Origin of the sequence: Pseudomonas sp. GL-R-19, assembly GCF_019956375.1 — a bacterium.
Lineage (GTDB): Bacteria > Pseudomonadota > Gammaproteobacteria > Pseudomonadales > Pseudomonadaceae > Aquipseudomonas.
On record NZ_JAHBDJ010000008.1, the window covers coordinates 77,249 to 103,310 of the forward strand.

The 26,062-nt window shown below is 62.6% G+C and carries 24 protein-coding genes; 7 read left to right on the forward strand and 17 right to left on the reverse strand.

Annotated elements, in window-relative coordinates:
• Positions 1–16: 16 nt before the first annotated feature.
• Entirely contained in the window at positions 17–901 is an 885-nt protein-coding gene (locus KGA83_RS04925) for an aldose 1-epimerase (protein ID WP_223528843.1), read from the forward strand.
• Here the strand turns inward: KGA83_RS04925 and KGA83_RS04930 are convergent.
• The 13 genes from KGA83_RS04930 to pedF form a co-directional block, all read right to left on the reverse strand.
• Positions 877–2,613, reverse strand: a complete 1,737-nt coding sequence (locus tag KGA83_RS04930) for a NahK/ErcS family hybrid sensor histidine kinase/response regulator (RefSeq protein WP_223528846.1) — start codon at positions 2,611–2,613, stop codon at positions 877–879. The two genes, KGA83_RS04925 and KGA83_RS04930, sit on opposite strands and share 25 nt — an antisense overlap.
• Positions 2,597–3,760, reverse strand: a complete 1,164-nt coding sequence (ercA, locus tag KGA83_RS04935) for an alcohol dehydrogenase-like regulatory protein ErcA (RefSeq protein ID WP_223528848.1) — start codon at positions 3,758–3,760, stop codon at positions 2,597–2,599. Before ercA ends, KGA83_RS04930 begins: the two co-directional genes overlap by 17 nt.
• 203 nt (positions 3,761–3,963) lie before the next feature.
• Complete coding sequence (gene pqqE, locus KGA83_RS04940) at positions 3,964–5,106, reverse strand: pyrroloquinoline quinone biosynthesis protein PqqE (protein ID WP_223528850.1); 1,143 nt, start codon at positions 5,104–5,106, stop codon at positions 3,964–3,966.
• Entirely contained in the window at positions 5,084–5,356 is a 273-nt protein-coding gene (gene pqqD / locus KGA83_RS04945; protein WP_103393708.1) for a pyrroloquinoline quinone biosynthesis peptide chaperone PqqD, read from the reverse strand. The genes pqqE and pqqD overlap by 23 nt, the downstream gene beginning before the upstream one ends.
• Positions 5,353–6,105, reverse strand: coding sequence for a pyrroloquinoline-quinone synthase PqqC (gene pqqC / locus KGA83_RS04950; RefSeq protein WP_223528852.1), 753 nt, complete (start codon positions 6,103–6,105; stop codon positions 5,353–5,355). Before pqqC ends, pqqD begins: the two co-directional genes overlap by 4 nt.
• A 118-nt stretch (positions 6,106–6,223) precedes the next feature.
• Positions 6,224–7,138 carry a pyrroloquinoline quinone biosynthesis protein PqqB gene (gene pqqB / locus KGA83_RS04955; RefSeq protein WP_108215937.1) on the reverse strand — a complete coding sequence of 305 codons (915 nt, stop codon included), beginning with the start codon at positions 7,136–7,138 and terminating at the stop codon, positions 6,224–6,226.
• A gap of 55 nt (positions 7,139–7,193) precedes the next feature.
• On the reverse strand, positions 7,194–7,265 hold the full coding sequence (pqqA, locus tag KGA83_RS04960; protein WP_003253598.1) for a pyrroloquinoline quinone precursor peptide PqqA: 72 nt from the start codon (positions 7,263–7,265) through the stop codon (positions 7,194–7,196).
• Between the two features lie 262 nt (positions 7,266–7,527).
• Positions 7,528–9,048 carry an aldehyde dehydrogenase family protein gene (locus KGA83_RS04965; RefSeq protein WP_115947458.1) on the reverse strand — a complete coding sequence of 507 codons (1,521 nt, stop codon included), beginning with the start codon at positions 9,046–9,048 and terminating at the stop codon, positions 7,528–7,530.
• A 238-nt stretch (positions 9,049–9,286) separates the two neighbouring features.
• Positions 9,287–11,062, reverse strand: coding sequence for a PQQ-dependent methanol/ethanol family dehydrogenase (locus KGA83_RS04970; RefSeq protein WP_108215939.1), 1,776 nt, complete (start codon positions 11,060–11,062; stop codon positions 9,287–9,289).
• A gap of 286 nt (positions 11,063–11,348) precedes the next feature.
• The gene (locus KGA83_RS04975) at positions 11,349–12,284 is read right to left on the reverse strand and encodes a quinoprotein relay system zinc metallohydrolase 1 (RefSeq protein WP_115947457.1); all 936 of its coding nucleotides are present in this window, start codon (positions 12,282–12,284) and stop codon (positions 11,349–11,351) included.
• A 31-nt stretch (positions 12,285–12,315) separates the two neighbouring features.
• Positions 12,316–13,077, reverse strand: coding sequence for a quinoprotein dehydrogenase-associated SoxYZ-like carrier (locus tag KGA83_RS04980; protein ID WP_223528855.1), 762 nt, complete (start codon positions 13,075–13,077; stop codon positions 12,316–12,318).
• 10 nt (positions 13,078–13,087) lie between these two features.
• On the reverse strand, positions 13,088–13,963 hold the full coding sequence (locus KGA83_RS04985) for a substrate-binding periplasmic protein (protein WP_223528858.1): 876 nt from the start codon (positions 13,961–13,963) through the stop codon (positions 13,088–13,090).
• A 3-nt stretch (positions 13,964–13,966) separates the two neighbouring features.
• The gene (gene pedF, locus KGA83_RS04990; RefSeq protein ID WP_108215943.1) at positions 13,967–14,428 is read right to left on the reverse strand and encodes a cytochrome c-550 PedF; all 462 of its coding nucleotides are present in this window, start codon (positions 14,426–14,428) and stop codon (positions 13,967–13,969) included.
• Positions 14,429–14,638: 210 nt separating this feature from the next.
• Between pedF and KGA83_RS04995 the strand changes: the two genes are divergently transcribed.
• The 6 genes from KGA83_RS04995 to KGA83_RS05020 all read left to right on the forward strand — a co-directional run bounded on the left by KGA83_RS04995 (position 14,639) and on the right by KGA83_RS05020 (position 19,834).
• The gene (locus KGA83_RS04995) at positions 14,639–15,823 is read left to right on the forward strand and encodes an ABC transporter substrate-binding protein (RefSeq protein WP_223528860.1); all 1,185 of its coding nucleotides are present in this window, start codon (positions 14,639–14,641) and stop codon (positions 15,821–15,823) included.
• A 30-nt stretch (positions 15,824–15,853) separates the two neighbouring features.
• Entirely contained in the window at positions 15,854–16,813 is a 960-nt protein-coding gene (locus KGA83_RS05000) for a YVTN family beta-propeller repeat protein (protein WP_223528863.1), read from the forward strand.
• Positions 16,810–17,541, forward strand: coding sequence for an ABC transporter ATP-binding protein (locus tag KGA83_RS05005; RefSeq protein WP_223528866.1), 732 nt, complete (start codon positions 16,810–16,812; stop codon positions 17,539–17,541). Before KGA83_RS05000 ends, KGA83_RS05005 begins: the two co-directional genes overlap by 4 nt.
• Positions 17,538–18,329: an ABC transporter permease gene (locus KGA83_RS05010; protein ID WP_108215947.1), complete on the forward strand. Its 792-nt coding sequence runs from the start codon at positions 17,538–17,540 to the stop codon at positions 18,327–18,329. The genes KGA83_RS05005 and KGA83_RS05010 overlap by 4 nt, the downstream gene beginning before the upstream one ends.
• A gap of 225 nt (positions 18,330–18,554) precedes the next feature.
• Positions 18,555–19,112 carry a PQQ-dependent catabolism-associated CXXCW motif protein gene (locus KGA83_RS05015; RefSeq protein ID WP_223528869.1) on the forward strand — a complete coding sequence of 186 codons (558 nt, stop codon included), beginning with the start codon at positions 18,555–18,557 and terminating at the stop codon, positions 19,110–19,112.
• Positions 19,113–19,168: 56 nt separating this feature from the next.
• On the forward strand, positions 19,169–19,834 hold the full coding sequence (locus tag KGA83_RS05020; protein ID WP_108215949.1) for a response regulator transcription factor: 666 nt from the start codon (positions 19,169–19,171) through the stop codon (positions 19,832–19,834).
• Positions 19,835–19,942: 108 nt separating this feature from the next.
• On the opposite strand, the gene nahK is transcribed toward KGA83_RS05020, so the two are convergent.
• From nahK to KGA83_RS05040, 4 genes are all read right to left on the reverse strand, one after another.
• Positions 19,943–22,576, reverse strand: a complete 2,634-nt coding sequence (nahK, locus tag KGA83_RS05025; protein ID WP_223528872.1) for a hybrid sensor histidine kinase/response regulator NahK/ErcS' — start codon at positions 22,574–22,576, stop codon at positions 19,943–19,945.
• Entirely contained in the window at positions 22,506–23,663 is a 1,158-nt protein-coding gene (gene nosP / locus KGA83_RS05030; RefSeq protein ID WP_115947451.1) for a nitric oxide-sensing protein NosP, read from the reverse strand. The genes nahK and nosP overlap by 71 nt, the downstream gene beginning before the upstream one ends.
• A gap of 154 nt (positions 23,664–23,817) precedes the next feature.
• A complete protein-coding gene (locus KGA83_RS05035) occupies positions 23,818–25,002 on the reverse strand; it encodes a porin (RefSeq protein WP_115947450.1) in 1,185 nt (394 codons plus the stop codon).
• A 250-nt stretch (positions 25,003–25,252) separates the two neighbouring features.
• Entirely contained in the window at positions 25,253–26,059 is an 807-nt protein-coding gene (locus KGA83_RS05040; protein WP_108215953.1) for a sulfite exporter TauE/SafE family protein, read from the reverse strand.
• Positions 26,060–26,062 lie beyond the last annotated feature (3 nt).

Genomic DNA, 26,062 nt, shown 5'->3' on the forward strand with positions numbered 1-26,062 from the left:
GCGAATCGATAAAACCATGAACCTTCTGCAACTCGAAGACGAATTCACCCTCCTCACCCTCGCCCCGGAACTCGGCGCCAGCATCGCCAACTGGACCGTGCGCAGCACTGGCCAACCCTTGCTGCGTCATGCCGATGCCCATGCACTCGACACCGGCCTGCCCGGCAAACTCGGTTGCTTCCCTTTGGTGCCCTGGTCCAACCGGATAGCCGAAGGCGGCTTCGACTGCCCGGACGGCTGGCTGGCACTGACGCCCAACAGCCTCACCGATCCCCTGCCGATTCACGGCAGCGCCTGGCAGCAGCCGTGGCGCGTGGTTTCCCAGACTCAGGGTGAAGTGATCCTGCAACTCGACAGCACAACGCCCTTCGCTTATCGCGCCCGGCAACGGTTCCATTTGCGCGCGGGCAGGCTGAGCATCGAACTGCACGTCACGCACCTGGCTGAACACGCTGCGTGGCATGGTCTGGGACTGCATCCGTATCTGCCGCGCACCGCAAACACCCGACTGCAGGCACCCGCCCGGCACGTGTGGTTGTGCGACGGGGCAAAACTGCCGACAGAACTCAGCGCATTGCCGGTCGAGTGGGATTTTCAGCAACTCAAGTCATTGCCCGAAGCGCTGGTGGACAACGGTTTCTGCGAATGGGACGGCCACTGCCTGATCCGCCAGCCCGACCTCGGCTATGAACTCGACTGCCAGGCCACCGGCAGCGATTACTACCTGCTCTACTGCCCTGTGGGCCTGGGGTTTTTCTGCATCGAACCGGTGAGCCACCCGGTCAACGCGCATCACCTGCCCGGTCGGCCAGGCTTGCGTTTGCTGGAACAGGGTCAAGCCACCGAACTGGGCTTCACCCTGCAGTACCGGTCGCTTCAGGCAGAGGCCCCCAACAGTTGACTCAACACCGCGCGCAATTTGCCGGGCTTCACCGGTTTGTTCAGCAAGGGTGCGTTGAGCCGCTGCAACGCACGCCGACAATGGTCGGTGCGGTCGGCAGTAATGATCACCGCGGGAATGTTCTGGTGGAAATGCTCACGCAAATGTCGCACCACATCACAGCCGACCACCCCGTGGTCGAGATGATAGTCCGCAAGAATCAGTTCCGGCGCCTGCCCGTGCAGCGCCGCCAGCGCAGCCGCTTCATCGGTGGCGGTTACAACGTCGCAGCCCCACTGCCCGAGCAACGCGCCCATGCTTTCAAGAATGCTCACTTCGTTGTCGAGCACCAGTAAACGGCGGCCCGGCAGCGGGTTGCCGGTGCCCGGTTGTGGCACCGCCTGGCTCACGGGTAACGGAACCTCGTCGGAGATCGGCACCTCGATGCTGAACATCGAACCGCGCCCCGGCAACGAGTACACGCCGATTTTATAGCCAAGGATCTTGGCGATGCGCTCGACGATCGCCAGCCCCAGGCCCACGCCCTTGCGGTCGGCGGCGCGGCCGACATCCAGCTGGTTGAACTCGAGGAAAATCGAATCGAGCCGGTCGGCGGCAATGCCACGCCCGGTGTCCCAGACCTCCAGGCGCAACATCTCGCCCCGACGCCTTGCCCCCAGCAGGATGCTGCCTTCGTCGGTGTAGCGGCAGGCATTGCTGAGGAAATTGCGCAGGATCCGCGTCATCAGGCGCAAGTCGGTGCTGATGGCGTAATCGGCCATGCGCACCCGCAGGTTCAAGCCGGCCGCCTGGGCGACGGACTGAAACTCCGACACCAGCGGCCCGAGCAATTCGTCGAGGCGGTACGAGGCGATGTCCGGCTTGACCGCGGCCTGATCGAGCCGGGAAATATCGAGCAGATCCGTCAACAGGTCTTCGGCCCCTTCCAGGGCCTGGTGAGTACGTTCCACCAGCACCTGTTCGGCTTCCGGCAATTGGCGTTCGCGCAAGGTCGAGATCAGCAACCGCGCGGCGTTCAGCGGTTGCAGCAGGTCGTGGCTGGCGGCGGCGAGGTATTTGTCCTTGCTGTGATTGGCCGCCTCGGCGGCATCGCGGGCGACGCGCAAGGCCTGGGCGATCTGTTTACGCTGGGTGATCTGCTGCTGAAGATTACGGTTGGCTTCGAGCAATTCATTGGTGCGCGCGACGACGCGCAGCTCCAGTTCGTCATTGAGTTGCTGCAGGCGTTGCTGGGCCAGTTTGCGCTCGGTGATATCGGAAACGAACCCTTCCACCAGCCCTTCCTGGCCGGGCTTGAGCAGCAGGTTCATCAACACATCGAGGTAACTGCCGTCCTTGCGCCGCAAGCGGGTTTCATAGCCGTGCAGGCTGCGCTGGTGCCTGAGGATTTCGCCGATGTTTTCCAGCTCCTGCGCGCCGTCGACGAACAGGGTGCTGGCAAGGTCAGTCAGGGAGAACAGCACCTCCTGCGGGTCCTGGTAGCCGAGCATGCGTGCCAGCGCCGGGTTGGCGGCGCGCATGCCATCGTGCAGGCTGACCTGGAAGATCCCGTGTACCGCGTTTTCGAACAGCCACTTGTAGCGGTTACGCTCGGCTTCCAGATCATCCAGGCGCGCGGCCAGTTCCGGGTAATGACTCTTGCGCGCCGAATGGCTGCCGAGCCCCAGCAGCCCGGCCAGGGCCCGTTGTTGTTCGTCAGAGGGCTTCGCCATAGACGACCTCGACATCACGCTGGCTGGACTCGCGCGGGTTGGTCAGGATGCACGGATCGTGCATCGCATGCTGCGACAGGAACGGAATGTCCGAGGTCCGAACGCCATGCAAACCGAGGGTTTCGTGAAAGCCGATGGCGTGCTTGAGGGCGATCAGGTGTTCGACCAGACGCCCGCAGATCTGCCGGTGATTCAGGCCCCGGCAGTCGATGCCAAAGGTCTCGGCGATCACCTTGAAGCGCTCCGGTGCCGAGTTGTAATTGAAGGCCACCACGTGCTCGACCAGCACCGCGTTGCACAGCCCGTGGGGCAGATCGAGAAAGCCGCCGAGGCTGTGGGACATGGCATGCACGGCGCCCAGGATGGCGTTGGAAAACGCCAGCCCGGCCTGCATGCTGCCGAGCATGATCTTCTCGCGCAGGGCGATGTCGCTCGGATTGGCGATCATTTGCACCAGGTTGCCATTGATCAGGCGCATCGCCTCCAGCGCGTGGGGGTCGGTCAGCGGCCCGTGGCCGGTGGACACGAAGGCTTCGATGGCATGCACCAACGCGTCGATACCGGTACAGGCCGACAGGAACGGGTCCATGCTCAGGGTGGTTTCCGGGTCGATCAGCGAAACGTCCGGCACCACGGCCTTGCTGACGATGGAGAACTTCATGCGTTCCTGCTGGTTGGAAATGATCACGAATTGCGAGACGTCGGCCGAGGTGCCGGCGGTGGTCGGAATCAGGATCAGCGGCGGGCTGGGCACGCGGATGGTGTCCACGCCCTCGAAATCGAGAATGCTGCGGCCATGGGCGACGACGATGCCAATGCCTTTGCCGCAGTCCATCGGGCTGCCGCCACCGACGGCGACGATCACGTCGCAGTGGTTTTCCCGGTACATCTCGGCGCCGAGCATCACCTCTTCGACCCGCGGGTTGGGCGAGACATCACTGTAAAGGCAGTATTCGATGCCCAGGGCCTGCAGGCTGGCTTCGACATCGGCGACCCAGCCGGCGGCGATCACGCCGGGATCGCTGACCACCAGGATCTTGCGTGCGCCAAAGGTCTTGGCGTAATTGCCGACACTGTGCCGGCTACCGGCACCGAAGATGATTTCAGGTGAAACGAATTTGCGCAGCTGGTTGAGACTCTGGCTCATTTGAAAGCCTGTTTTTATTGTTTTGGAAGGTAGAAACCACACTAAACCATCCAGCTGCGAATGCAATCAGACCAAAGATCAAAGCGCCGCCCTTGTAGGAGTGAGCCTGCTCGCGATAGCGGTTCAACATTCAACATGTTTGTTGGCTGACACTCCGCCATCGCGAGCAGGCTCGCTCCTACAGGGGATTTGTGTCGCCAGGCTTATCCGCGGTAGATCAGCTGTGAGGCCTTTTCATTACGCAGTGTCAGATGTTCCATCCCCAACCCCGGCGCCTCCGCTTCCTCGCGAGCCTTGAGGATCACCCCGTGGTGCGGCGACTTGCTGCACACCGGGTCGGCATTGGCGGCATCACCCGTCAGCATGAAAGCCTGGCAGCGGCATCCTCCCAGGTCCTTGTGCTTTTCGTCGCAGGAGCGGCACGGCTCCTTCATCCAGTCATCGCCGCGAAAACGATTGAAGCCGAACGAGTCGTTCCAGATGTGCGAGAGGCTGTGCTCGCGCACGTTGGGAAACGCTACCGGCAATTGCCGGGCGCTGTGGCAAGGCAAGGCTGTGCCGTCGGGAGTGATGTCGAGAAACAGGTTGGCCCAGCCGTTCATGCAGGTCTTGGGACGTTCCTCGTAGTAGTCCGGGGTGACGAAGATCAGCTTGCACGGGTGGCCCTGAGCTTCAAGGCGTTCACGGTACTCATTAGTAATGCGTTCGGCACGCTGCAATTGCTCGCGTGTAGGCAACAGCCCGACGCGATTCAGTTCGGCCCAGCCGTAGAACTGGCAGGTGGCCAATTCGACGAAGTCCGCTTCCAGCTCCAGGCACAGCTCGATGATCTGCGCGATCCGGTCGATGTTGTGCCGATGGGTGACGAAGTTCAACACCATCGGATAGCCCTGGGCTTTCACGGCCCTGGCCATGGCCAGTTTCTGGGCAAAGGCCTTGCGCGACCCCGCGAGCATGTTGTTCACCGCCTCGTCGGCGGCCTGGAAGCTGATCTGGATATGATCCAGCCCGGCCACCTTGAAATCGCGCACCTTCTGCTCGGTCAGGCCGATGCCGGAGGTAATCAGGTTGGTGTAGTAGCCCATGTCCCGGGCGGCCTTGATCAACTCGGCGAGGTCCTGACGAACCAGTGGCTCGCCACCGGAAAAGCCCAATTGCGCGGCGCCCATGTCCCGCGCTTCGCGGAATACGCGAATCCATTCTTGCGTGCTCAGTTCCTCGCCGTGCCGGGCAAAGTCCAGCGGGTTGGAGCAATAGGGACATTGCAGCGGACAGCGGTAGGTCAGCTCGGCGAGCAGCCACAACGGCGGTCCGGGCTGCGTCTCACTCGATCCAGAACTGCGCATGGGCCACCTCCAGAAACGCCAGCACGTCTTCGTCGATCCCCGGTACGCCGGGGAAATTCGCACTCAATCGATCAATGATCGCCGCCACGCTGCGCTGGCCATCGACCAGATCGAGAATCTGTCCGGCACTGGCGTTGAGCTTGATCATGCCTTCGGGGTACAGCAGCACGTGGCAGTCCTGACGGGGCTCCCATTGCAGGCGAAAGCCGCGGCGCAAGGCCGGTGACTGCTGGCGATCGATCAGGCTCACAGGGCGATCCCCCGGTGCCAGACGTTATCGCCGGTGACCGTGTGATACGGCGGGCGCGCAAGCTCGTAGGCCATGCTCATGGCATCGAGCATGCTCCACAGCACGTCGAGCTTGAATTGCAAAATGTCCAGCATGCGTTGTTGCCCCTCGGCCGTCACGTAGTGCGCCAGGGTGATGCGCAAGCCATGCTCGACATCGCGCCGCGCCTGGCTCAGGCGCGTGCGGAAGTAGTCGTAGCCGACGACGTCGATCCACGGGTAATGAGTGGGCCAGGCGTCGAGTCGCGATTGATGGATCTGCGGTGCGAACAACTCGGTCAGCGAACTGCTGGCCGCTTCCTGCCAGCAGGCGCGACGGGCGAAATTGACGTAGGCGTCCACCGCAAAACGCACCCCGGGCAGCACCAGTTCCTGGGACAGGATCTGCTCGCGATCCAGGCCCACTGCTTCACCCAGGCGCAGCCAGGCTTCGATACCGCCCTCGCTGCCGGGGACGCCGTCGTGGTCGAGAATCCGTTGCAGCCATTCCCGGCGCACGTCGCGGTCCGGGCAGTTGGTGAGAATCGCGGCGTCCTTGAGCGGAATGTTGATCTGATAGTAGAAGCGATTGGCGACCCAGCCCTGGATCTGCTCGCGGCTGGCGCGGCCGGCGTACATGGCTTGGTGGAAGGGATGGTGGATGTGGTAGTAGGCGCCCTTGGCGCGCAGGGCGGTTTCGAATTCTGTGGGGGACATGGGGGTGTCAGTCATTTTGTTCTCCGGGAATTTTTGCGGTGCCTGCGCTGGCCCTATCGCGAGCAGGCTCGCTCCTACATTGAATCGGCGGTGTCCCCTGTGGGAGCGAGCCTGCTCGCGATAGGGCCATCAGCTACAGCTCAATACTCATGCCGTCATGGGCGACCTCGATCCCCCGCCGTTCCAGCAAAGCCCGCTCGGCCGAGTCTTCATCCAGGATCGGATTGGTGTTGTTGATGTGGATCAGCACCTTGCGCTGGCGGTTGAACCCTTCCAGCACTTCCAGCATCCCGCCGGGGCCGCTTTGCGGGAGGTGCCCCATTTCGCTGCCCAGGCTCTGGCCGACTTCGCAGATACGCATTTCGTCGTCGCGCCACAGGGTGCCGTCCAGCAGCAGGCAATCGGCACGCTGCATCCAGCCCAGCACTTCATCATCGATTCGGCCAAGCCCCGGGGCATAGAACAGCGAGGCGCCGTTGCGCAGGTCTTCGATGAACAGGCCTATGGTGTCGCCCGGTTGCGGGTTGCCGCGATTGGGTGAATACGGCGGCGCGTTGCTCACCAGGGGAATCGCGCGAAATTGCAAATGCTCGCAGGCCGGGATGCTGAACGGCTGGCGCTCGAGGCCGACCGGTTGCCAGTGCAATCCGCCGTTCCAGTGCTCCAGCATGTTGAACAACGGGAAACCACTGCTCAGGTCCTGATGCACGCGCTCGGTGCACCACACTGCATGCGGACAGCCTTCGCGCAGGCTGAGCAAACCGGTGCAATGGTCGATCTGGCTGTCAAGCAGCACGATGCCGGCGATGGCGCTGTCACGCAGGCGCCGCGCCGGCTGCATGGGCGCAAAACTCTCGAGTTGCGCACGGATGTCCGGTGACGCGTTGCACAGCACCCACTCCACACCGTCGTCGCTCAGGGCAATCGACGACTGCGTACGGCGCTGTGCCCGCAGGCTGCCATTGCGCACACCGGCGCACTGGCGGCAGTTGCAGTTCCACTGCGGGAAACCACCGCCGGCGGCGGAACCGAGAACGCGAATGTGCATGGCGGATGCTCCAGAAGGCAGGCCCGGCCAACGCAGCGGCTGGCCGGGTGATCAATCAACGGTTGGCGAAATACATCGTAACTTCGAAGCCAATACGCAGATCGGTAAACGCGGGTTTAGTCCACATGGGTCATTCCTCTTCTTGTGCCGGGTGATTCCGGTAGAGCCATTAATGCACGGGGCATCGAGTGCCCGAATGCTACTTTCGAAGGAGCTTTGGGGGTGATTTGGTAGGGGGGTGCGCGATCGTCATGCACACACAAATACTGTAGGAGCGAGCTTGCTCGCGATGATCCCGAGAACGCCACGGGCACCAGGCTTCCCGCGTTATCGTTGACGACCATCGCGAGCAGGCTCGCTCCTACAGAGTGCTTGCCATCAGTGCGAAATCAGAAGAACCCCAGCGGATTGATGTCGTAGCTCACCAGCAGGTTTTTGGTCTGCTGGTAATGATCGAGCATCATCTTGTGGTTTTCCCGGCCGACGCCGGACTTCTTGTAGCCACCGAACGCGGCGTGTGCCGGGTACAGGTGGTAACAGTTGGTCCACACACGCCCGGCCTTGATCGCCCGCCCCATGCGGTAGGCGCGGTTGATGTCGCGGGTCCAGAGGCCGGCGCCGAGGCCGAACTCGCTGTCGTTGGCGATGGCCAGGGCTTCGGCTTCGTCCTTGAAGGTGGTGACGCCCACCACCGGGCCGAAGATTTCTTCCTGGAACACACGCATCTTGTTGTGACCCTTGAGCAACGTCGGCTGGATGTAGTAACCGCTGGACAGGTCGCCCTCCAGTCGTTCGGCCGCGCCGCCGGTGAGCAGCTCGGCGCCCTCCTCCTGGGCAATCGTCAGGTACGAGAGGATCTTGTCATATTGCTGCTCGGACGCCTGGGCGCCGACCATGGTCTCGGTGTCCAGCGGGTTGCCGCGCTTGATCTTGACGATCTTCTTCATCACCTCGGCCATGAACGGCTCGTAGATCGACTCCTGCACCAGCGCCCGGGACGGACAGGTGCAGACTTCGCCCTGGTTGAAGAACGCCAGCACCAGGCCTTCGGCGGCTTTTTCGATGAACGCAGGCTCAGCGTTCATGATGTCTTCGAAGAAGATGTTCGGCGACTTGCCGCCCAGCTCGACGGTGCTCGGGATGATGTTCTCGGCGGCACAATGCATGATGTGCGCACCCACCGGGGTCGAGCCGGTGAAGGCGATCTTGGCGATGCGTTTGCTGGTGGCCAGGGCCTCGCCGGCTTCGCGACCGAAGCCCTGGACGATGTTCAGCACGCCCGCCGGCAGCAGGTCGGCGATGAGCTCGGCGAAGACCATGATCGACAGCGGCGTTTGCTCGGCAGGCTTGAGCACGATGCAGTTGCCGGCGGCCATGGCCGGGGCGAGTTTCCAGGCGGCCATCAGCAGCGGGAAGTTCCACGGAATGATCTGCCCGACCACGCCCAGGGGCTCATGGAAGTGATAGGCCGTGGTCAGCTCGTTGATCTCGGCAGCCCCGCCTTCCTGGGCGCGGATGCAACCAGCGAAGTAACGGAAGTGGTCGGCCGCCAGCGGCACGTCGGCGTTCAGGGTTTCGCGCACGGCCTTGCCGTTGTCCCAGGTTTCAGTGACAGCGAGCACTTCCAGATTTTGCTCGATGCGATCGGCGATTTTCAGCAGTACCAGGGAGCGGTCCTGGGCCGAGGTCTTGCCCCAGGCGTCGGCAGCGGCGTGGGCGGCGTCGAGGGCCCTGTCGATGTCGGCGGCGCTGGAGCGCGGGAACTCGGCGATCACTTCGCCGTTGACCGGCGAGGTGTTGGTGAAGTACTCGCCATTGATCGGAGCGACGAACTCGCCGCCGATGAAGTTGCCGTAGCGCGGCTTGAAGGTAATGACGGCGCCTGGGGTTCCGGGTTGTGCGTAGATCATGGTGGGCCTCTGTCTGGGTCGATGCCTGTCGTACTGACAGGCGATGAGCCGATACTAGAGAGCCCCGCGTGCCAGACGAATGCATCGTTGGCAGGAGGGGCTCTCGTTATTTAGTCGTAGGAGCGAGCTTGCTCGCGATGAACCCGAGAACGCCACGGGGTGTCAGGTTTCCAGCGTTACCGTTTACGACCATCGCGAGCGAGCTCGCTCCTACAGGGGTTATGCGGTGGAATCGGGATCAATGCTTGGCCACCAGGTCCTTGGGCAGCTTGAAGGTCCAGAGCATGCCGCCCTGGTTGAAGTCCTTGATGCGCTTGGCCACTTCGCCGCCCCACAGCGGTACCGCGCCGCCCCAGCCGGAGAGCACCGAGACGTACTGTTCGCCGTCCATTTCCCAGGTCACGGGCGAGCCAAGCACGCCGGAGCCGGTCTGGAACTCCCAGACCTTTTCGCCGGTCTTGGCGTTGAACGCCTGCAGGAAACCTTCCGGCGTGCCGGTGAACACCAGGTTGCCCTTGGTGGTCAGCACCCCGCCCCACAGCGGCGCGTAGTTCTTGTGGCGCCAGACTTCCTTGCCGGTTTTCGGATCGATGGCCCGCAGTACGCCGATGTAGTCTTCGTTCAACGGCTTGATGGTGAAGCCGGCACCGAGGAACGCCGCGCCTTTCTTGTAGGCGATGCCTTCGTTCCAGATGTCCATGCCCCATTCGTTGGACGGCACATAGAACAGCCCGGTGTCCTGGTTGTAAGCCATCGGCATCCAGTTTTTCGCGCCGAGGAACGCCGGCGCCACGAACACCGAACTGCCCTTGACTTCCGAGCCCGGGGCGCCGGGACGGCTGGCCTCGTTGTAGATCGGCCGGCCGTTCTTATCCAGGCCGGTGGCCCAGGTGATCTTGTCCACGAACGGGAAGCCACGGATGAATTTGCCGTTGGTGCGGTCCAGCACGTAGAAGAAACCGTTACGGTCGGCCGTGGCCGCCGCCTTGATCTCCTTGCCGCCTTCGCTGTAGTTGAACGACACCAGCTCGTTCACGCCGTCGTAGTCCCAACCATCGTGGGGGGTGCTCTGGAAGTGCCACTTGATGGTGCCGTCGTCCGGGTTGAGCGCCAGGCGCGATGACGAGTAGAGGTTGTCGCCAGGGCGCAGGTGCGAGTTCCACGGCGCCGGGTTGCCGGTGCCGAACAGCAGCAGGTTGGTTTCCGGGTCGTAATAGCCGCCAAGCCAGGGAGCTGCGCCGCCGGTCTTCCACAGATCGCCCGGCCAGGTCTTGCCCGCCTCGCCGCCGGAGATGCCGTTTTCCACGGCTTTGCCGTCCTTGTAGACGTAGCCCATATGGCCTTCGACCGTCGGCCGGGTCCACAACAGGTCACCGTTTTTCGGATCGTAGGCCTCGATCTTGCCCACCACGCCGAACTCGCCACCGGCCACGCCGGTAATCAGCTTGCCGTTGATCACCAGCGGCGCGGCGCTGATCGAGTAGCCTTCCTTGTGGTCGGCGACTTTCTTGCTCCACACCACCTTGCCGGTGTCCTTGTTCAGCGCCACGAGCTTGGCGTCGAGGGTGCCGAAAATCACCAGGTCGCCATACAGCGCGACGCCACGGTTGATCACGTCGCAGCAAGGGCGGATGTCATCGGGCAGGCGTGCGTCGTATTGCCAGAGTTTCTTGCCGGTGCGCGCATCCACGGCGAACACCCGGGAGTAGGAACCGGTCATGTACATCACGCCGTCCTTGACCATCGGCTGCGCTTGCTGGCCACGCTGTTTTTCACCGCCGAAGGAAAACGCCCACGCCGGTCGCAACTCCTTGACGTTGTCGACGTTGAGAATATCCAGCGGGCTGTAGCGCTGACCCTGAACGCCGAGGCCGTTGGTCACGACCTGTTCCGGGTTTTTCGGGTCCTGGAGAATGTCCTGGTCGGAAACCCCGGCCAATGCCTGGCCGGACAACAGCATGGCACTGAGCAGCAGGCTCAAGACGAAGGGCTGGCGACGTGCGGGTTGGGTCATGACGGCTTCCTCTGCGGGTTTTTTGTTATGTCCGGGAAATTTTCCCGGTCTGGTGCAGATTCTTGAGCGCCGCCGCCCTGGCAACAATTGCCCGCAATGAGGAGATTGCTAGTTCCTTGGTAGCAGGTCGGATGAGATGGACACGAGATTTTGTGAACGGCGCCGCCCCCCTGTAGGAGCGAGCCTGCTCGCGAAAAACGTCAGACCACCGCGTTCATCCAGGCAGCTTGCGTTATCGTTAACGTCCATCGCGAGCAGGCTCGCTCCTACAGGGGAAATGAGTCGCTTATTGGCGGTTGGAATCCACCCGCGTCATCCGCTCGCGCTCGTAACGCGGGTACAGGTGGCTGACGCTGCGGATCAGTTCGTAGCGGCTCAAATTGATGCTGGCGAAGCGTTCAGGGATCGGGCTGCGGATCATCTCGGCCATGTCGCTGCCATTGGCGGCGCCGTCGCGCATGAGCTGATCGAGCCAGGTCAGGTAATCGCGCATCTGCTCGAAGGGTTGTGGATCGCTGGCCACCGGCCCATGACCCGGCACGACCTGAGTCCAGGGCAAGCCTTGCAGGGTCGCGATGTCCGCCAGCCATACCGACAGCCCTGGACTGTTGGGCGTGGTCAGGGCCCGTTGATAAAACACCAGGTCCCCGGCAAACAGCACGCCGGTTCGCTGGTCGAGAATAGCCAGATCCGCGCCCGTATGCCCACCCAGGCTCAGCAAGCGCAGATCGTGATTCCCAAAACTTTTCACGCCGGGTGTCAGCGTCTGCGTCGGCAGCACCACTTCGGTGCCACGCATCCAGTCACCCACCATGCGGTACATATTTTCGGCCATGGCATCGCCTTGCCGGTGCAACAGCTCGGTGGTGCCGGCCAGGGCACCGATCGGCACGTCGGCGAAGGCTTGATTGCCCAGCACATGGTCCGGGTGGTGGTGGGTCAGCAAGACCTCGATCACCGGCTTGTCAGTAGTGGCGGCAATGGCCTTGCGCATCGCGTCGCCGTAACGCCTGGACGGCCCGGTGTCGATCACCACCACACCGCGTTCAGTGACGATGAACGCGGTGTTGACGATATTGCCGCCATTGGCCTTGGCGAAATTATCCGTGCTGCCTTCCAGCAACCAAGTGTCCTGGGCGATCTGCCGGGGCTTGAGTGAGTACTCGAGATCGGCCAGGGCCGGCAGGCTGACGCTTAACACCATCAACAGGATCCAGCGCATGCCACGCTCCTTGGGGTCACGCTTCTTTGGGTCAGAGTATCGACGCATCGAACTCATTGCCGCTGTTGTCCCGTAGCAGCAGGCGCGTTTGCCCTGCCCCTTCGATGTCGAAGGCCAGGTTGGGGTTTTCGCTGACCGCAGGAAACAGCTCCAGCCGGGCCAGCACTTGCTCGTTGTGGTCGCGCAACTCGGCATGGTTGATGAAGAATTCCGGGATGCCGCTGACCATGCCGTTGTCCATGGGATGAGCCACCTGCATACGCAAACGGCTGAATTCGCCCCGGGGATAGCGCCCGCCGAGCACTTCGCCGATGTGATCTTCCCAGCCTGGCTGGCTGCGTACCACGCTTGGTGCGGTGCAGCCGCCACCTGCGGCGTCGATCAGGGTCGAACCGACATGCCACACGCCGTCGCGGGTCAACACCGCCGCGCGCAAGGGTGTGGCCTGTTCGATGCGAATGCGCAATGACAACCAGGGCAAAACCGCATTCAGCGGCTGGAAGTCGACGATTTTCGGCAACGGGTTCAGCTCGGCCCAGGCGAGGATTTTCACCACTTCGCCGTTGAACGCCCGGGCGTCGATTTCCAGCGGCACCTGCCGGGCATCTTCGGCAAACGGCGGCGCCAGCAGCTTGACCCGCTCATCGAAAACGAACGGCGCATTGCCCAGAAACTGCTGCTGATAGAAGGCCCACATCACCGATGGCACCGGGTCTTTGCCGGGATCGATTTCGGCGGCCTGTGCCGCCAGGCTTAACCAGCAGGCCAACAGACAACTCCCTTGCCATTTCATCGCCTGCTCCTTATTGATACATCTCGGGCACGTCGTAGCGCAGGCCGTAATGGCCGTAGATGGTCTTCACCGCACCCTCGCGGATCAGGCCTTCGAGCGCCTCTTCCACGGCATAGGCCAGTTGGCGATTGCTTTCGTGCACCGCCATGCCGATTTCCCAAAGCTGCTTGCCCATGTTCGGGTAGGCGTTTTCTGCCAGCGCCACTTGCGGGTCGGCGGCCTGGTGTACCTGCCAGTCGATCTCGCCGCGCATGGCCATCACCGCGTCGACCTCACCGGCCTTCATCGCGGCAAACGCCTGGGGCACGCCGGGATAGTGATGAGTCTTGCCGGCGAGCATGCCGTTGAACACCGAGGTCAGGTAGAACGACGGCACGCTGTCGACTTCGACACCAATCGGGTGATGCTCGAACATCGCAACGCTGGCGACCTTGTCCAGTCGCCGGCGGTCATAGGCCACCTGCCATTGCTCGTTCTGGTACGGACCGAACATCACCACTTGGCCGTTGACCAGTTCGCCGAACTCGTTGCGCTTCTGCGCGTAGTCACGGTCGTAGGGCACGCGCATCATCAGGTCGGCCAGTTGCTGGTTGTGCAAGGCACTGGCACGCCAGATGTAATCGCGCAGGTCGTCATCGAGCTTTTCCCCGGCCGGCGCCCAGATCAGCGTCAGGCGTACGCCGAGCGCCTTGGCCAAGGCTTCGGCGAGTTCGACATCGACACCCTGGGGCTTTCCGGCGCGCTCAAAACTGTACGGGGCGAAGTCCTTGTAGACCGCCACCTTCAGCTCTCCGGCGGCGATCATTTCGTCGTAGTTTCGAACCTGTGCCTGCGCCGCCTGGCAGCACAGCCACAGAGCGCTGATCAACACAGCGAGCAGGCGCATGGGTCACTCCTCGACGTGCACGGTGTCCAGATAAGTGCGCACCGCCCACAGGGCTTCCTGGCTCAGGTAGTCGGCCATCTTCGGCATGTACACCCGACCGTCGCGCACCGCGCCATGGCGCACCCGTTCGGCGAACCATTCATCGCCCGCCTCACCGACATCGAGCATGCGCAAGTCGGGGGCGATACCGCCGGATTTGGCTTCCAGACCATGACAGGCCGCGCAGTTCTGGGTGTAGGCCGAAGAGCCGATCTCCACTGCCTTGTCGTGTTCCGGGGCAGTGCGATACGGGTTCACCGCGGCCCAGCCATCGGCATCGAGTTGCACTCCGGCGTCCTTGATCGGGGTCAGCCCCGGGGTGGCCACGGCTTGTGGGACCACGTTGCCGTGGGCCCAGACGGAACCTGCGCTGATCAAACTGGCCAATAGCCCGGTCACGAGCAAGGCGTTGCGTTTTGTTGTCATTGTTATGCCCTCTGGGTTGCACGCAAAACCTCTTGGCAGAGGCTATGGCAGCCATCTTAGAAACGGTATCGCACTCACCCCATGCTGCTTTGGTGGTCGCCACCTAGTCCCTTGGTAGTAAGGCGCTGGATGGACACCACCGGTACTTTCTGCATATTTCCTCAGCCTCACGGGCTTTCTATGCTGGCGCTAACGGTCATGGAGAGCCTTATGCGCCAGCTTGCCCCTTACGCCCTGATCTACCTGCTGGCGATTGCCTGCGCCGCCGGCCTGGCCACCCAGAGCCAGGCCGCCGATGCGCCCTTGCAGGTGCGCATCGGCTACCTGGGTTATCACCCCGACCCCGGTCCGTTGTTATCGAACGTCATCCCCGAGCCTACCGATGCCGGGCTGCGCGGCGCCGAACTGGCGATCACCGACAGCAACAGCACCGGGCGTTTTCTCAACCACGGCTACAGCCTGGTCAGCGCCAGCGTCGACAGCCCCGAGAACTTGCTCGAAGCGGCGAAGGCTCAGCACGAACAAGGCCTGCGCCTGTTTGTGGTGAATGTCCCCGCCACCAGCCTGCGCCAATTGAGTGCCGCCCTGCCCGACAGCCTGCTGTTCAACGCCGGTAGCCCCGATGACAACCTGCGCAGCTCCGATTGCCTGCCGAACGTGCTGCACACCTTGCCGAGCCGGGCGATGCTCGCCGATGCACTGGCGCAGTTTCTGGTAGCGCGCAAATGGCAGCGGGCGCTGCTGATTGTCGGCCCGACCCAGGACGATCAAGCCTATGCCGCCGCCCTGCGCCGCGCCGCCAAGCGCTTCGGCTTGCAACTGGTGGCGGAAAAAACCTGGAGTTTTGATAACGACCAACGCCGCAGCGCCCAGGCCGACATGCCGCTGTTCACCCAGACCGCCGAGTACGACGTGGTACTGGTGGCCGATGAACGCGGCGACTTCGGTGAATACGTGCCCTACCAGACCTGGTACCCGCGCCCGGTCGCCGGCACCCAGGGCCTGACCCCGGTGGGCTGGCACAAGACCGTCGAAACCTACGGCGCCGCGCAGCTGCAAAAACGCTTCGAAGCCCTGACCGGGCGCTGGATGAATGACCGCGATTTCGCGGCATGGATGGCCGTGCGCAGTATCGCCAGCGCCGTGAGCAAACTGCGCCAGGCCGAGCCGATGGCGATCCGTACGCTGGAAATCAGCGACCAGTTGCCGCTCGACGGTTTCAAGGGCCGCAAGCTCAGTTATCGGCCGTGGAACGGGCAGTTGCGCCAGCCGATCCCTATCGTGCAACCCCGGGCGCTGGTCAGTACGTCACCCCAGGACGGCTTTCTGCACCCGTTCAACGAGATGGACAGCCTGGGCTATGACAAACCCGAGGTCAGCTGCCGTTTTCCCTGATCCGATCATCACAACAACAAGGAATCCGCCATGCGCCGCACCCTGCTCTCTTGCATCATGTTGCTCGCCGCTGGCCATGCCGTTGCCAGCACTGCCTGGGTCTCCAACGAAAAGGACAACAGCCTGAGCCTGATCGACCTGCAGACCCTGCAAGTCACCGACACCCTGCCCGTCGGCCAGCGCCCCCGCGGCCTGCTGCTGTCCCATGACAACAAGCTGTTGTACATCTGCGCCAGTGACTCGGACCGGGTTCAGGTGATGGACGTGGCCACGCGCAAGATCATCAAGGAACTGCCCTCGGGCAAGGACCCCGAGCAATTCGCCCTGCACCCGAACAATCGCTGGTTGTATGTCTCCAACGAAGACGATGCACTGGTCACGGTGATCGACACTGACACCTCCAAGGTCCTCGGCCAGATCAACGTCGGCGTCGAACCCGAAGGCATGGCGGTGAGCCCCGACGGCAAGTGGGCGGTCAATACCAGCGAAACCACCAACATGCTGCACTGGATCGACACCAGCACCCAGACCCTGGCCGACAGCACCCTGGTGGACCAGCGCCCGCGCTTCGTCGAGTTCTCCCCGGATGGCGCCCAACTCTGGGCCTCGGCGGAAATCGGCGGCACAGTGACCATTCTCGACGTGGCCAGCCGCAACGTGCTCAAGACCCTGAACTTCCAGATCAAGGGCGTGCACCCGGACAAGGTGCAGCCGGTGGGCATCAAGCTCGGCGCCGATGGAAAATACGCTTTCGTCGCCCTCGGCCCGGCCAATCACGTCGCAGTGGTCGACGCCAAGACCTTCGAGATTGTCGATTACCTGCTGGTCGGTCGACGGGTCTGGCAGATGGCATTCACCCCGGATCAGAAGCAATTGCTGGCCACCAACGGTGTCAGCGGTGACGTGTCGGTGATCGATGTCGACAGCCTCAAGGTCAGCAAATCGGTGAAAGTCGGACGCTACCCTTGGGGCGTAGTGGTGACGCCATGAACGCCCTTGAAGTCAGCGACCTGAGTTTCGCCTACGGTACTCGAGAGGCCTTGCGCAAAGTGAGTTTCAACCTGGAGCCCGGGCGTTTCGCCGCGCTGCTGGGGCCCAACGGCGCCGGCAAGTCGACCCTGATTGCCCTGCTGACCCGGCTCTATAATCTGCAGCACGGCGAGATCCGCGTCGGTGGCAATTCATTGCGCAGCGCACCACGCCCGGCACTCAAGCAGTTGGGTGTGGTGTTCCAGCAAAGCACCCTGGACCTGGACCTCAGCGTCGAGCAGAACCTGCGTTATCACGCTGCATTGCATGGCTTGTCCCGGCGCCAGACTGACCTTCGGGTCGATGCCGAACTGGCCCGCCAGGCCCTGACCGAACGCCGCCGCGAACGGGTGCGCGAACTCAATGGCGGCCATCGTCGCCGGGTGGAAATTGCCCGCGCCCTGTTGCACGAACCGCGCCTGTTACTGCTCGATGAAGCCAGTGTCGGCCTCGACCCGGCGAGTCGCCTGGCGCTCAACCAGCACATCCGCAGCCTGTGTCGCGATGAGCGCATCAGCGTGCTCTGGACCACTCACCTGCTCGACGAAGTGCAGCCCAGCGATGACTTGCTGATCCTGCATCGAGGCCGGCTGGTGGCCAGTGGGCAGGCCGATGCCCTGAGCCAGGAACACGGCGGTGACCTCGGTTCGGCCTTCTCCCGTCTGACGACCACAGGAGCCACGCAATGACTGCTTACTGGCAATGCTTGCGCGGTATCGTGCTGCGCGAATGGCTGCGCTTTGTGCTGCAACGCACGCGTTTTCTCAGCGCCCTGGTGCGGCCGCTGCTGTGGCTACTGGTGTTCGCGGCGGGTTTTCGCGCAGCGCTGGGGATCGCGATCATCGAGCCCTACGACACCTACATCCCGTACGAGGTCTACATCATTCCCGGCCTGGCCTGCATGATCCTGCTGTTCAACGGCATGCAGGGCTCACTGTCGATGGTCTACGACCGCGAGATGGGCAGCATGCGCGTGCTGCTGACCAGCCCCCTGCCGCGCACCTTCGTGCTGTGCAGCAAGCTGCTGGCCACGTCGCTGATTTCGCTGTTGCAGGTGTATGCGTTCCTGGCGATTGCCTGGGTCTACGGCGTGCGGCCACCGGCCATGGGCCTGTTGCTGGCGTTGCCGGCCCTGCTGCTGGTGGCGTTGCTGCTCAGCGCCCTGGGTCTGCTGTTGTCGAACGCGATCCGCCAGCTGGAGAACTTCGCCGGGGTGATGAATTTCGTGATCTTCCCGCTGTTTTTCCTGTCATCGGCGCTGTATCCGCTGTGGAAGATGCGCGAGGCCAGCGAATGGCTGTATTGGCTGTGCGCGGTGAATCCGTTCACCCATGCGGTGGAGCTGGTGCGTTTTGCCCTGTATGAACGCTTCAATCCGCTGGCACTGGCGGTGTGCACGGGGCTGACGCTGCTGTTCGCATTGCTCGCCGTACTGACCTTCAACCCGCAGCATGCGGCCTTGCGCAAAGCCAACTGACAACACAATCCCAATGTGGGAGCGAGCTTGCTCGCGAAAGCGGCGGCACATTCAAGAAATGAGCTGACTGACACGACGCCTTCGCGAGCAGGCTCGCTCCTACAGGGGGATCTTCTTTGAACAGGGTGAAATTACTACTTTAGTACTGGTTTCCCTGTCTATCGTCGCATTCCCAACGCCCCCCGACTGGCATGTAATAGGTTCATAACTATAAGGACTGAACCCATGCCACGTGCCCGACGTTGCCTGTTGCGCCCTGCTCTCGCCGCCCTGTCGCTGGGCCTGCTGCTGAGCACTGCGCAGGCCGACACAGCGCTGTTCTCTGCTGACGGCTATCGCATCGGCCTGTACCGCAGCCCGACGCCCGACCAGCTGCAAGGCGCAACCATCGTCGACACCCGCGCCCTGCAAACGCTGCTCGGCCAAACTCCGCGCCCGGTGCTGATCGACGTCTACCGCCGCCAGTGGCTGCAAGGGCAATTCATCGAAGACCAGCCCCATGAAAACCTGCCCGGCAGCCACTGGCTGGCCAATACCGGTGACGGCGACCTCACGCCGCAATGGCAGGACTATTTCGCCGCCAACCTTAAAAAGCTGACCGCCGGCGACCCGACGCAACCGCTGGTCTTCTATTGCCGCTCCGACTGCTGGTTGAGCTGGAATGCGGTCAAACGCGCAGCCACCATGGGCTATAAGACTCTGTATTGGTATCGCGATGGCCTGGATGCCTGGCTAGCGGCCAACCTGCCGGTTTCGCCAGCCCGGCCCGAACCCTTTCCCTGAGCTTTACGCGTGCGTGTTGTTGCCACACCATAATCAAAATAATGAGGTGAAAGGCCATGTACAAAATCCTGATTGCCGACGATCACCCGCTGTTTCGCGAAGCCATTCACAACGTCATCAGCGACGGTTTTGCCGGCAGCGAAGTGATGGAAACCGCTGACCTGGACAGCGCCCTGGCCCTGACCCAGGAACACGACGATCTGGACCTGATCCTGCTCGACCTGAACATGCCCGGCATGCACGGGCTCAATGGCCTGATCAACCTGCGCAACGAAGCGCCGACCATTCCGGTGGTGATTGTCTCCGCCGAGCAGGACAAGCAGATCGTGCTGCAAGCCATCACCTACGGCGCGGTGGGTTTCATCACCAAGTCGTCACCCCGCACCCAGATGACCGATGCCATCCAGCAGATTCTCAACGGTAATGTCTACCTGCCCCCGGACATCATCCGCACCGCCAAAAGCAGCACCCACCGACGGATGAACGACACCCCGAGCTTCCCGCCCGAACTGCTCCAGGCCCTGACCCGCAAGCAGCTGCAGGTGCTGGAACGCATGACCAAGGGCGAATCGAACAAGCAGATCGCCTACACCCTGGAAATCGCCGAGACCACGGTCAAGGCCCACGTCTCGGCGATCCTGCGCAAGCTCAACGTGCACAACCGGGTGCAGGCGATCCTGAGTGCCGGGGATATTGATTTCGGGTCATATCTGCGGCGTTGATTCAAGACCGCGGCGCCTCCATCGCGAGCAGGCTCACTCCTACAGGGACAGCGATGTACCTGTAGGAGTGAGCCTGCTCGCGATAGCGGTAGTGAAAACGCCGAGATCTCAAGGCCGGCCAAGCAAATGACTCATCGCCGTCTTCAGCTTCATCGGCCGCACCGGCTTGTGCATCAGGGTGTGGCCCAGTTCGCGGATTTGCTGCTTGAGTTCATTGCTGTAATTGGCCGTGATCATCATCGCCGGAATCGGTGAGGCACGACGGGCATTGATTCTTGCCACCGCATCGACACCGTTCTGATCGTTGTCCAGGTGATAGTCGGCGATCAGCAGGTCGGCCTCGGCGTGATAGTTGTCCACTTGCCGCGCCAGATCCTCCTCCGACAGCGCCGTCACCACCTGACACCCCCACCCCTCCAGCAAGGTGCGCATGCCGGCACAGATGGTCGAGTCGTTGTCCAGCACCCAGATCCGTGCACCGCGCAGGCGCTCGAGCATCGGCTCGCTCATCTGCAACGTCGGCGGCGGTTTCGGCGCGGTGGCGCTCAACGGTACTTCGACCGAGAACATCGAGCCCCGGCCCGGCCACGAGCGCACATGAATGCGATGCCCGAGGATGCCGGCAATTTTCTCGACAATCGCCAGGCCCAGGCCCAGGCCGCGATCCTGATCGGGTCGCTGCACATCACCGCGCTTGAACTCCTGGAAAATCTCCTCCAGGCGATGCTCGGCAATGCCCATGCCGCTGTCCCAGACTTCGATCGTCAGGCACTGACGATGCCGCCGGCAACCGAGCACCACGCGACCACTGCAGGTATAGCGAATTGCATTGCTCAGTAGGTTGCGCAGAATCCGCGCGAGCAACTGGATGTCGCTGCGCACCAGCGCCGAACAACCGATGAAGTGCAGTTGCAGGCCTTCACTGCGCGCCACCTGGGTGTATTCGGCGGCCAGGTTGTCCAGCAGTTCACTGAGGGCGAACGGCGCGATGTCGGCCTTGATCACCCCCGCATCGAGCTTGGAAATGTCCACCAGGGTGCCGAGCAGGTTCTCCACATCTTCCAGGGAATTGCTCACGTTGCGCACCAGAATCTCGCTGGACATCGGCTCGCGCCGTTCAAGCAAGGCGCTGGTAAACAGTCGCGCGGCATTCAACGGTTGCAGCAGGTCGTGACTGACAGCGGCGAGGAACTTGGTCTTCGACAGGTTGGCCTGCTCGGCTTCCTGCTTGGCCTCGCGCAAGCGTGACTCGACCAGGCGCCGCTCATCGATCTCGCGCAGCAGCTGGTCGTTGAGGGTGGTCAGTTCCGCCGTTCGCTCGCGCACCCGCAGCTCCAGGTTCTGATACGCCTGATGCAGCGCCTCGGCGGTGCGGCGGCGTTCGGTGATGTCGCGGATCAGCACGAAAATCCCCACCACCTCGCCACTGGCCAGACGGTTGGGCACATAGGAACGCAGCATGTAGCGCTCCTGGTTGTTGACGTTGGTTTCGGCGAACTCGAAGGTCACGCTCTCGCCGGCCAGTGCCCTGGCCACGTAGGGCTCCAGCCGCTGGTAATGCTGTTCGCTGTGCACTTCACGCAAGCTCTGGCCGAGCATCACGCCGCGGGGCCAGCAGTACCATTCTTCGTAGACCTTGTTAGTGAACTCGTAGACCAGGTCGGCATTGAGGTAGGCAATCAATGCCGGTACGTGATCGGTGATCAGCCGAATCCAGTGTTCGCTTTCACTCAACGCCTCGGCGTGCTGGTAGCGTTCGGTAATGTCGGTGAAGGTGTTGACGAAACCACCGGTGGGCAACGGATGGGTGCGAATTTCCAGGACCCGGCCATCGAACAGGCGCTGCTCGCATTCGCGCACCGGTCGTCCGTTGCCATCGCGACTGGCCGGGGTCAGCAGGTTCAACTCGCTGTCGGCGATCACTTCGGCAAACGGGCGATGGGCCGCCACCGGCGCCAGGCCGCTCAACTCCAGGAAACGCCGGTTCCATAATTCAAGAATGCCCTCGGCGCTGACCATCGCCACCCCTTGGGACAGGTTGTCGACCGCCCGCTGCAACAGATGGGACTTCTGCGCCACCGCCTGTTCACGGCGTACGGTTTCGCTGAGTTTGACGTCGGTAATGTCGGTGAACAGAATCACCCGCCCGCCTTCCTGGGTCGGCCGCTCGCTGACTTGCAGCCAGCGCCCGTTCTGCAGGCGGTACAGCAGGTTTTCGTCGGCATGCCCGCGCGACTCTTCGGTGAACAGGCCGTTGTTCATCATCAACCGCTTGACCTCGGTCAGGCGCATGCCGGCATTGATCCGCACTCGGCTGTTGCTCCAGAAAGCCTTGAAGCGACTGTTGAACAGCACGATGCGCTGCTCGGCGTCGAACAGCACGAAGGCGTCGGAAATGCTTTCGATGGCATCGACCAGGTGTTGATGCGCCGTTTCCGCGCGCAGGCGGGCTTCGCTGAGCAAATGATTACCGGCCTTGAGTTCGGCCATGGCCTGATTCAAGGCATCGGTACGCTCGCGCACCTGCTCGGCCAGCACCACCGAATGCTGGAATGCCGCGTACGGATCGTTGCCGCGGGTCACCCCAGACTCGACCCGTTCGATCAGCGCGCCATTGATGCGCTGCAGTTTATGGTTTTCCAGGCGCAGCCCGGCCAGTTCGGCCTGCAGCTCAGCGATGTCCTGGGGCACGGCCGCGGGCAATGGCAACGCCGGTGAAGGTCTGGTTGATGTGCATGCCATTGAACTGTTCTCCATAGGTGTTGAAACCCATCACCCGTTGCTCACGCAAAAACGAGCCGATCTGATCGAGGCTGCCGTCGTCTTCGAGTTCCAGACGCCGCAGGAAACAGTCGCAACCGATGGTCAGCAGCAAATCCCCCAGGCGCTCCTGCAACCCTTCGAACAGGCTCTGCAGGTTCGGCAGCATCGGCCCCGGGGTCATGGCGGTGAGGACGATGCCGTTTTCCACGGCGCAGTAGAAACTCAGGCTCAGGTCCGAATGCACCTGCTGGATGGCCCGCACGTAGTACTGCTGGTTGATCCGCACCGCCAACGGATGCGCGGCGAAGACCCGGTGATCGAGCTGCGCCACCGGCACGCCGATGTGCCGGGCGTACTCGGCGGCGGCCGGCTCGGCATTGAGCTCGAAGACCCGCCGTGAGGCGCTGTCGGCCCCGGTGACCACCAACTTCTCGGCGCGGGGCAGCACGTGGTGGGTGGTGAACACTTCGAAATCCAGCCAGGTATTGACCAGCACCACCACGGCCGCGCCGCTGTGAAACTCGCCATCGAAGTACACATGGGTATGGGTCAGGTAGTTATCGTCGCCGGCCGAGCCGCCGAAATGCGGAATGTCGCCCAGTGCCGCGCTCAAGGCCGCCAGGACCATTTCTTCGCGGCTGGACAGGCCATCGAGCAGGGTCAGGGCAAAGCTGTTGCCCTTGATCGGGGCCAGGGTGTTGCTGCGACAGCCGCTGACCAGGCGCTCGACCATCTGCTGGGCGTCGATCAGGCTGAAGTGCTCCATCTGGTCGATCAGCTCGATGGCGATGGAAAAGTGCCGGTGATCGAAGCCCACCGCCGTCACGCAATTGCGTCCGTAGCCCAGCGGGGTGATTTCCCCGGCGCTGGTGCAGCCCGCCAGGCGAATGCCGCCGAAGCTTTGCTGCAAGGCCTGGCCCAGCGCCTGCAAGTCGTACTCGGCGGAACAGAAGAACAGCACGAACCCCAGGTGCGGATGCAACAACTGTCGGGCCAGTTCCTGCGCGACCTGCCGGGCATCGGTGGCCTGGGACATTGCACTGACGACGCCTTCGCTCTGCTGCATCCTTACCTCCCGCAGGTGCGTGTGTATGAGGCACGAGTGTACGAAGTCTGTGGGGGGCGACGAATGCTACTTGGGTAGCGGGTAGCCGCTTCGATGGGATGAGACGGTTGGCGACCCCTGCCGCGATGCGCACGGCCAGGGCCACCTCCCGGGGTTACCAGGTCAGCACTGCGCCCACGGCAAAGGTGTCGGTGTCTTCGTTCTGTTCGTCAGTGTCGTGGCCGTTGATTTCGAACTGGTTGTACTCGGCCACCAGCTTGAGGTTGTCGTTCACGTCATGGAACAACGCGATGCCGCGGGTCTCGTAATCCGCGCCGCTGCCGACCACGCCGTTGCCATCGTCGTTGGTCTTGCCGTAGGACAAGGCCAGGCGGTTCTTGCCCAGTTTGTAGGAGCCCTGCATCAGGTAGCCGTCGCTGTCGACGTTGCGCAGGGTCGGCTCGCCGGCATTGTTGGTGAAAAACGGGTTGATGCCCTTGGCCTGGAAACCCGACCCGGTGAGGGACAAGCCGCCCATCTTCGCCTGCACGCCATAACCGACTCCCTTGGAGGTGACAGTCTCGACCGTGGCATCGGTGTTGTCCGAGGTCTGGTAGCTGCCGTTGACCCAGCTGTAGATCTTTGCCCCGGCCAGGTCGAACTGATAGGTGACTTCGCTCTCGGTACGCGGGTTTTCCTGATAGGCCTTGCCCGTCGGGCTGCTGTCGTTGGTATCCACCGGGTCCATGATGCCGACCGCCACACGCAGACCGTCCATCACCGGGGTGCGATAGGTGATCTGCGAGGTCGGGAACGGATACGGGTAACCGGTGCCAATGTTGCCGAACGACACCCCGCCGCCATCCACCAGCCCCAGCGTATCGCTGACCTGACCGTAACCGGCGAGCATTTCGTCGAGCAGGATGTTGGAACGGGCGAACAGCCCGAAGTCTTTGCCGATCAGCACTTCGCCCCACTCCGGATTGGCCACGGTGCCGAAGAACTGCCGCACATCGATGGCGGTGTCGGTGCCGTTGGTCTGGCTGTCGTTGATGGTGACCCAGAACGAGGCGCGGGCACCGAGCTTGAGATCGTCTACCTGCTTGCCCATGTTGAATCCCAGGTAGTTGGGCAGGAACCCCATTTTGACCCGCGACTGTCGACGGTCGAACTGATCGCCGGCGCGGTCGACATCGCTGTTCACGTAGAAGGCGTTGATGTAGCCGTCGGTGGAGAACGTGGTCTGGTCCTTGTCGTACAGCATGATATCCGCCTCGGCCACCTGACTCAGGCCAAGGGCCGACAGGCTGGCGATAAAGGCCGGCAGAAAACGATGCGTGACGTTCTTATTGTTGTGCATGGCGCGCTCCGAAACGGGGGACTGAGTGTCGGAGGCGATTATCGAAACCTGACCGGCGGCGCCATACGCTGCCTTGGGGCTGGTTTTCAGGTGCTTTGGAGTGGCCGGCGGTGCGTGACCACTATGGCGTACGACCGCTTGTCGGCAGGGCAAGCCACTAAAGTTGTAAAGAACCGCTTTTCGCAGGAGCCGGCTTGCCGGAGAAGGCGCACTTGAAGCCCCCTTCGCCGGCAAGCCGGGCTCCTACAAGTCAAGCGCCCGCTTTTATCAGCATGTACGCAGCGACCACGACGCAGATGCTGGCGAACCCGACCTGCAACGCCCGCGCCGGCACCCGGGCGCAGAGCTTGCGGCCGATGATCATGCCGACGATGCTGGAGACGATGAAGGCAATGCCCGAACCGTCGATGCGCACCCCGGCCTGGAAGGCGCCGATCACGCCGATGGCGGAAATCAGGCTGATCACCATCAGCGAGGTGGCGATGATCCCGCGCATCTGCACATCGGTCAGTTGCTTGAACGCCGGGACGATCAGAAAGCCGCCGCCCACCCCCAGCAATCCCGAGACCACGCCGGTCACTGCCCCGAGCGCGGCGAGGGTCGCGGTGCATTTGGCGGTCCAGGAAAAGCGCCCGGTCTGTTGATCGAGCATGCAGTTCTTCTGGCCCCAGTTGGCGTGACCGTGATCGCTGGGGCCCTCGTCCTTGCGCTCGCGACGCAACATCCGCCCGGCCACCACGACCATCAGCAGGCTGAACAGGATCATCAGGATTTTTTCCGGCAACTGATGGGCAAAATAAATACCCACCGGCGAAAACACCGCGCCCAACGCCGCGATCAGCAGCGCCGCGCGATAACGCACCAGGCCATGGCGCAAACCATCGATGGCGCCGACCGCTGCCGCACTGCCCACCGCAAACAACGCCACCGGAGCGGCCTGGGTCATGCTCCAGCCCAACCCCAACACCAGGGCCGGGACCGCAAGGATACCGCCACCAGCGCCGGTCAAGCCAAGCACCAACCCCATCACTACGCCAAACAGACTTGCCAGCAACATAGG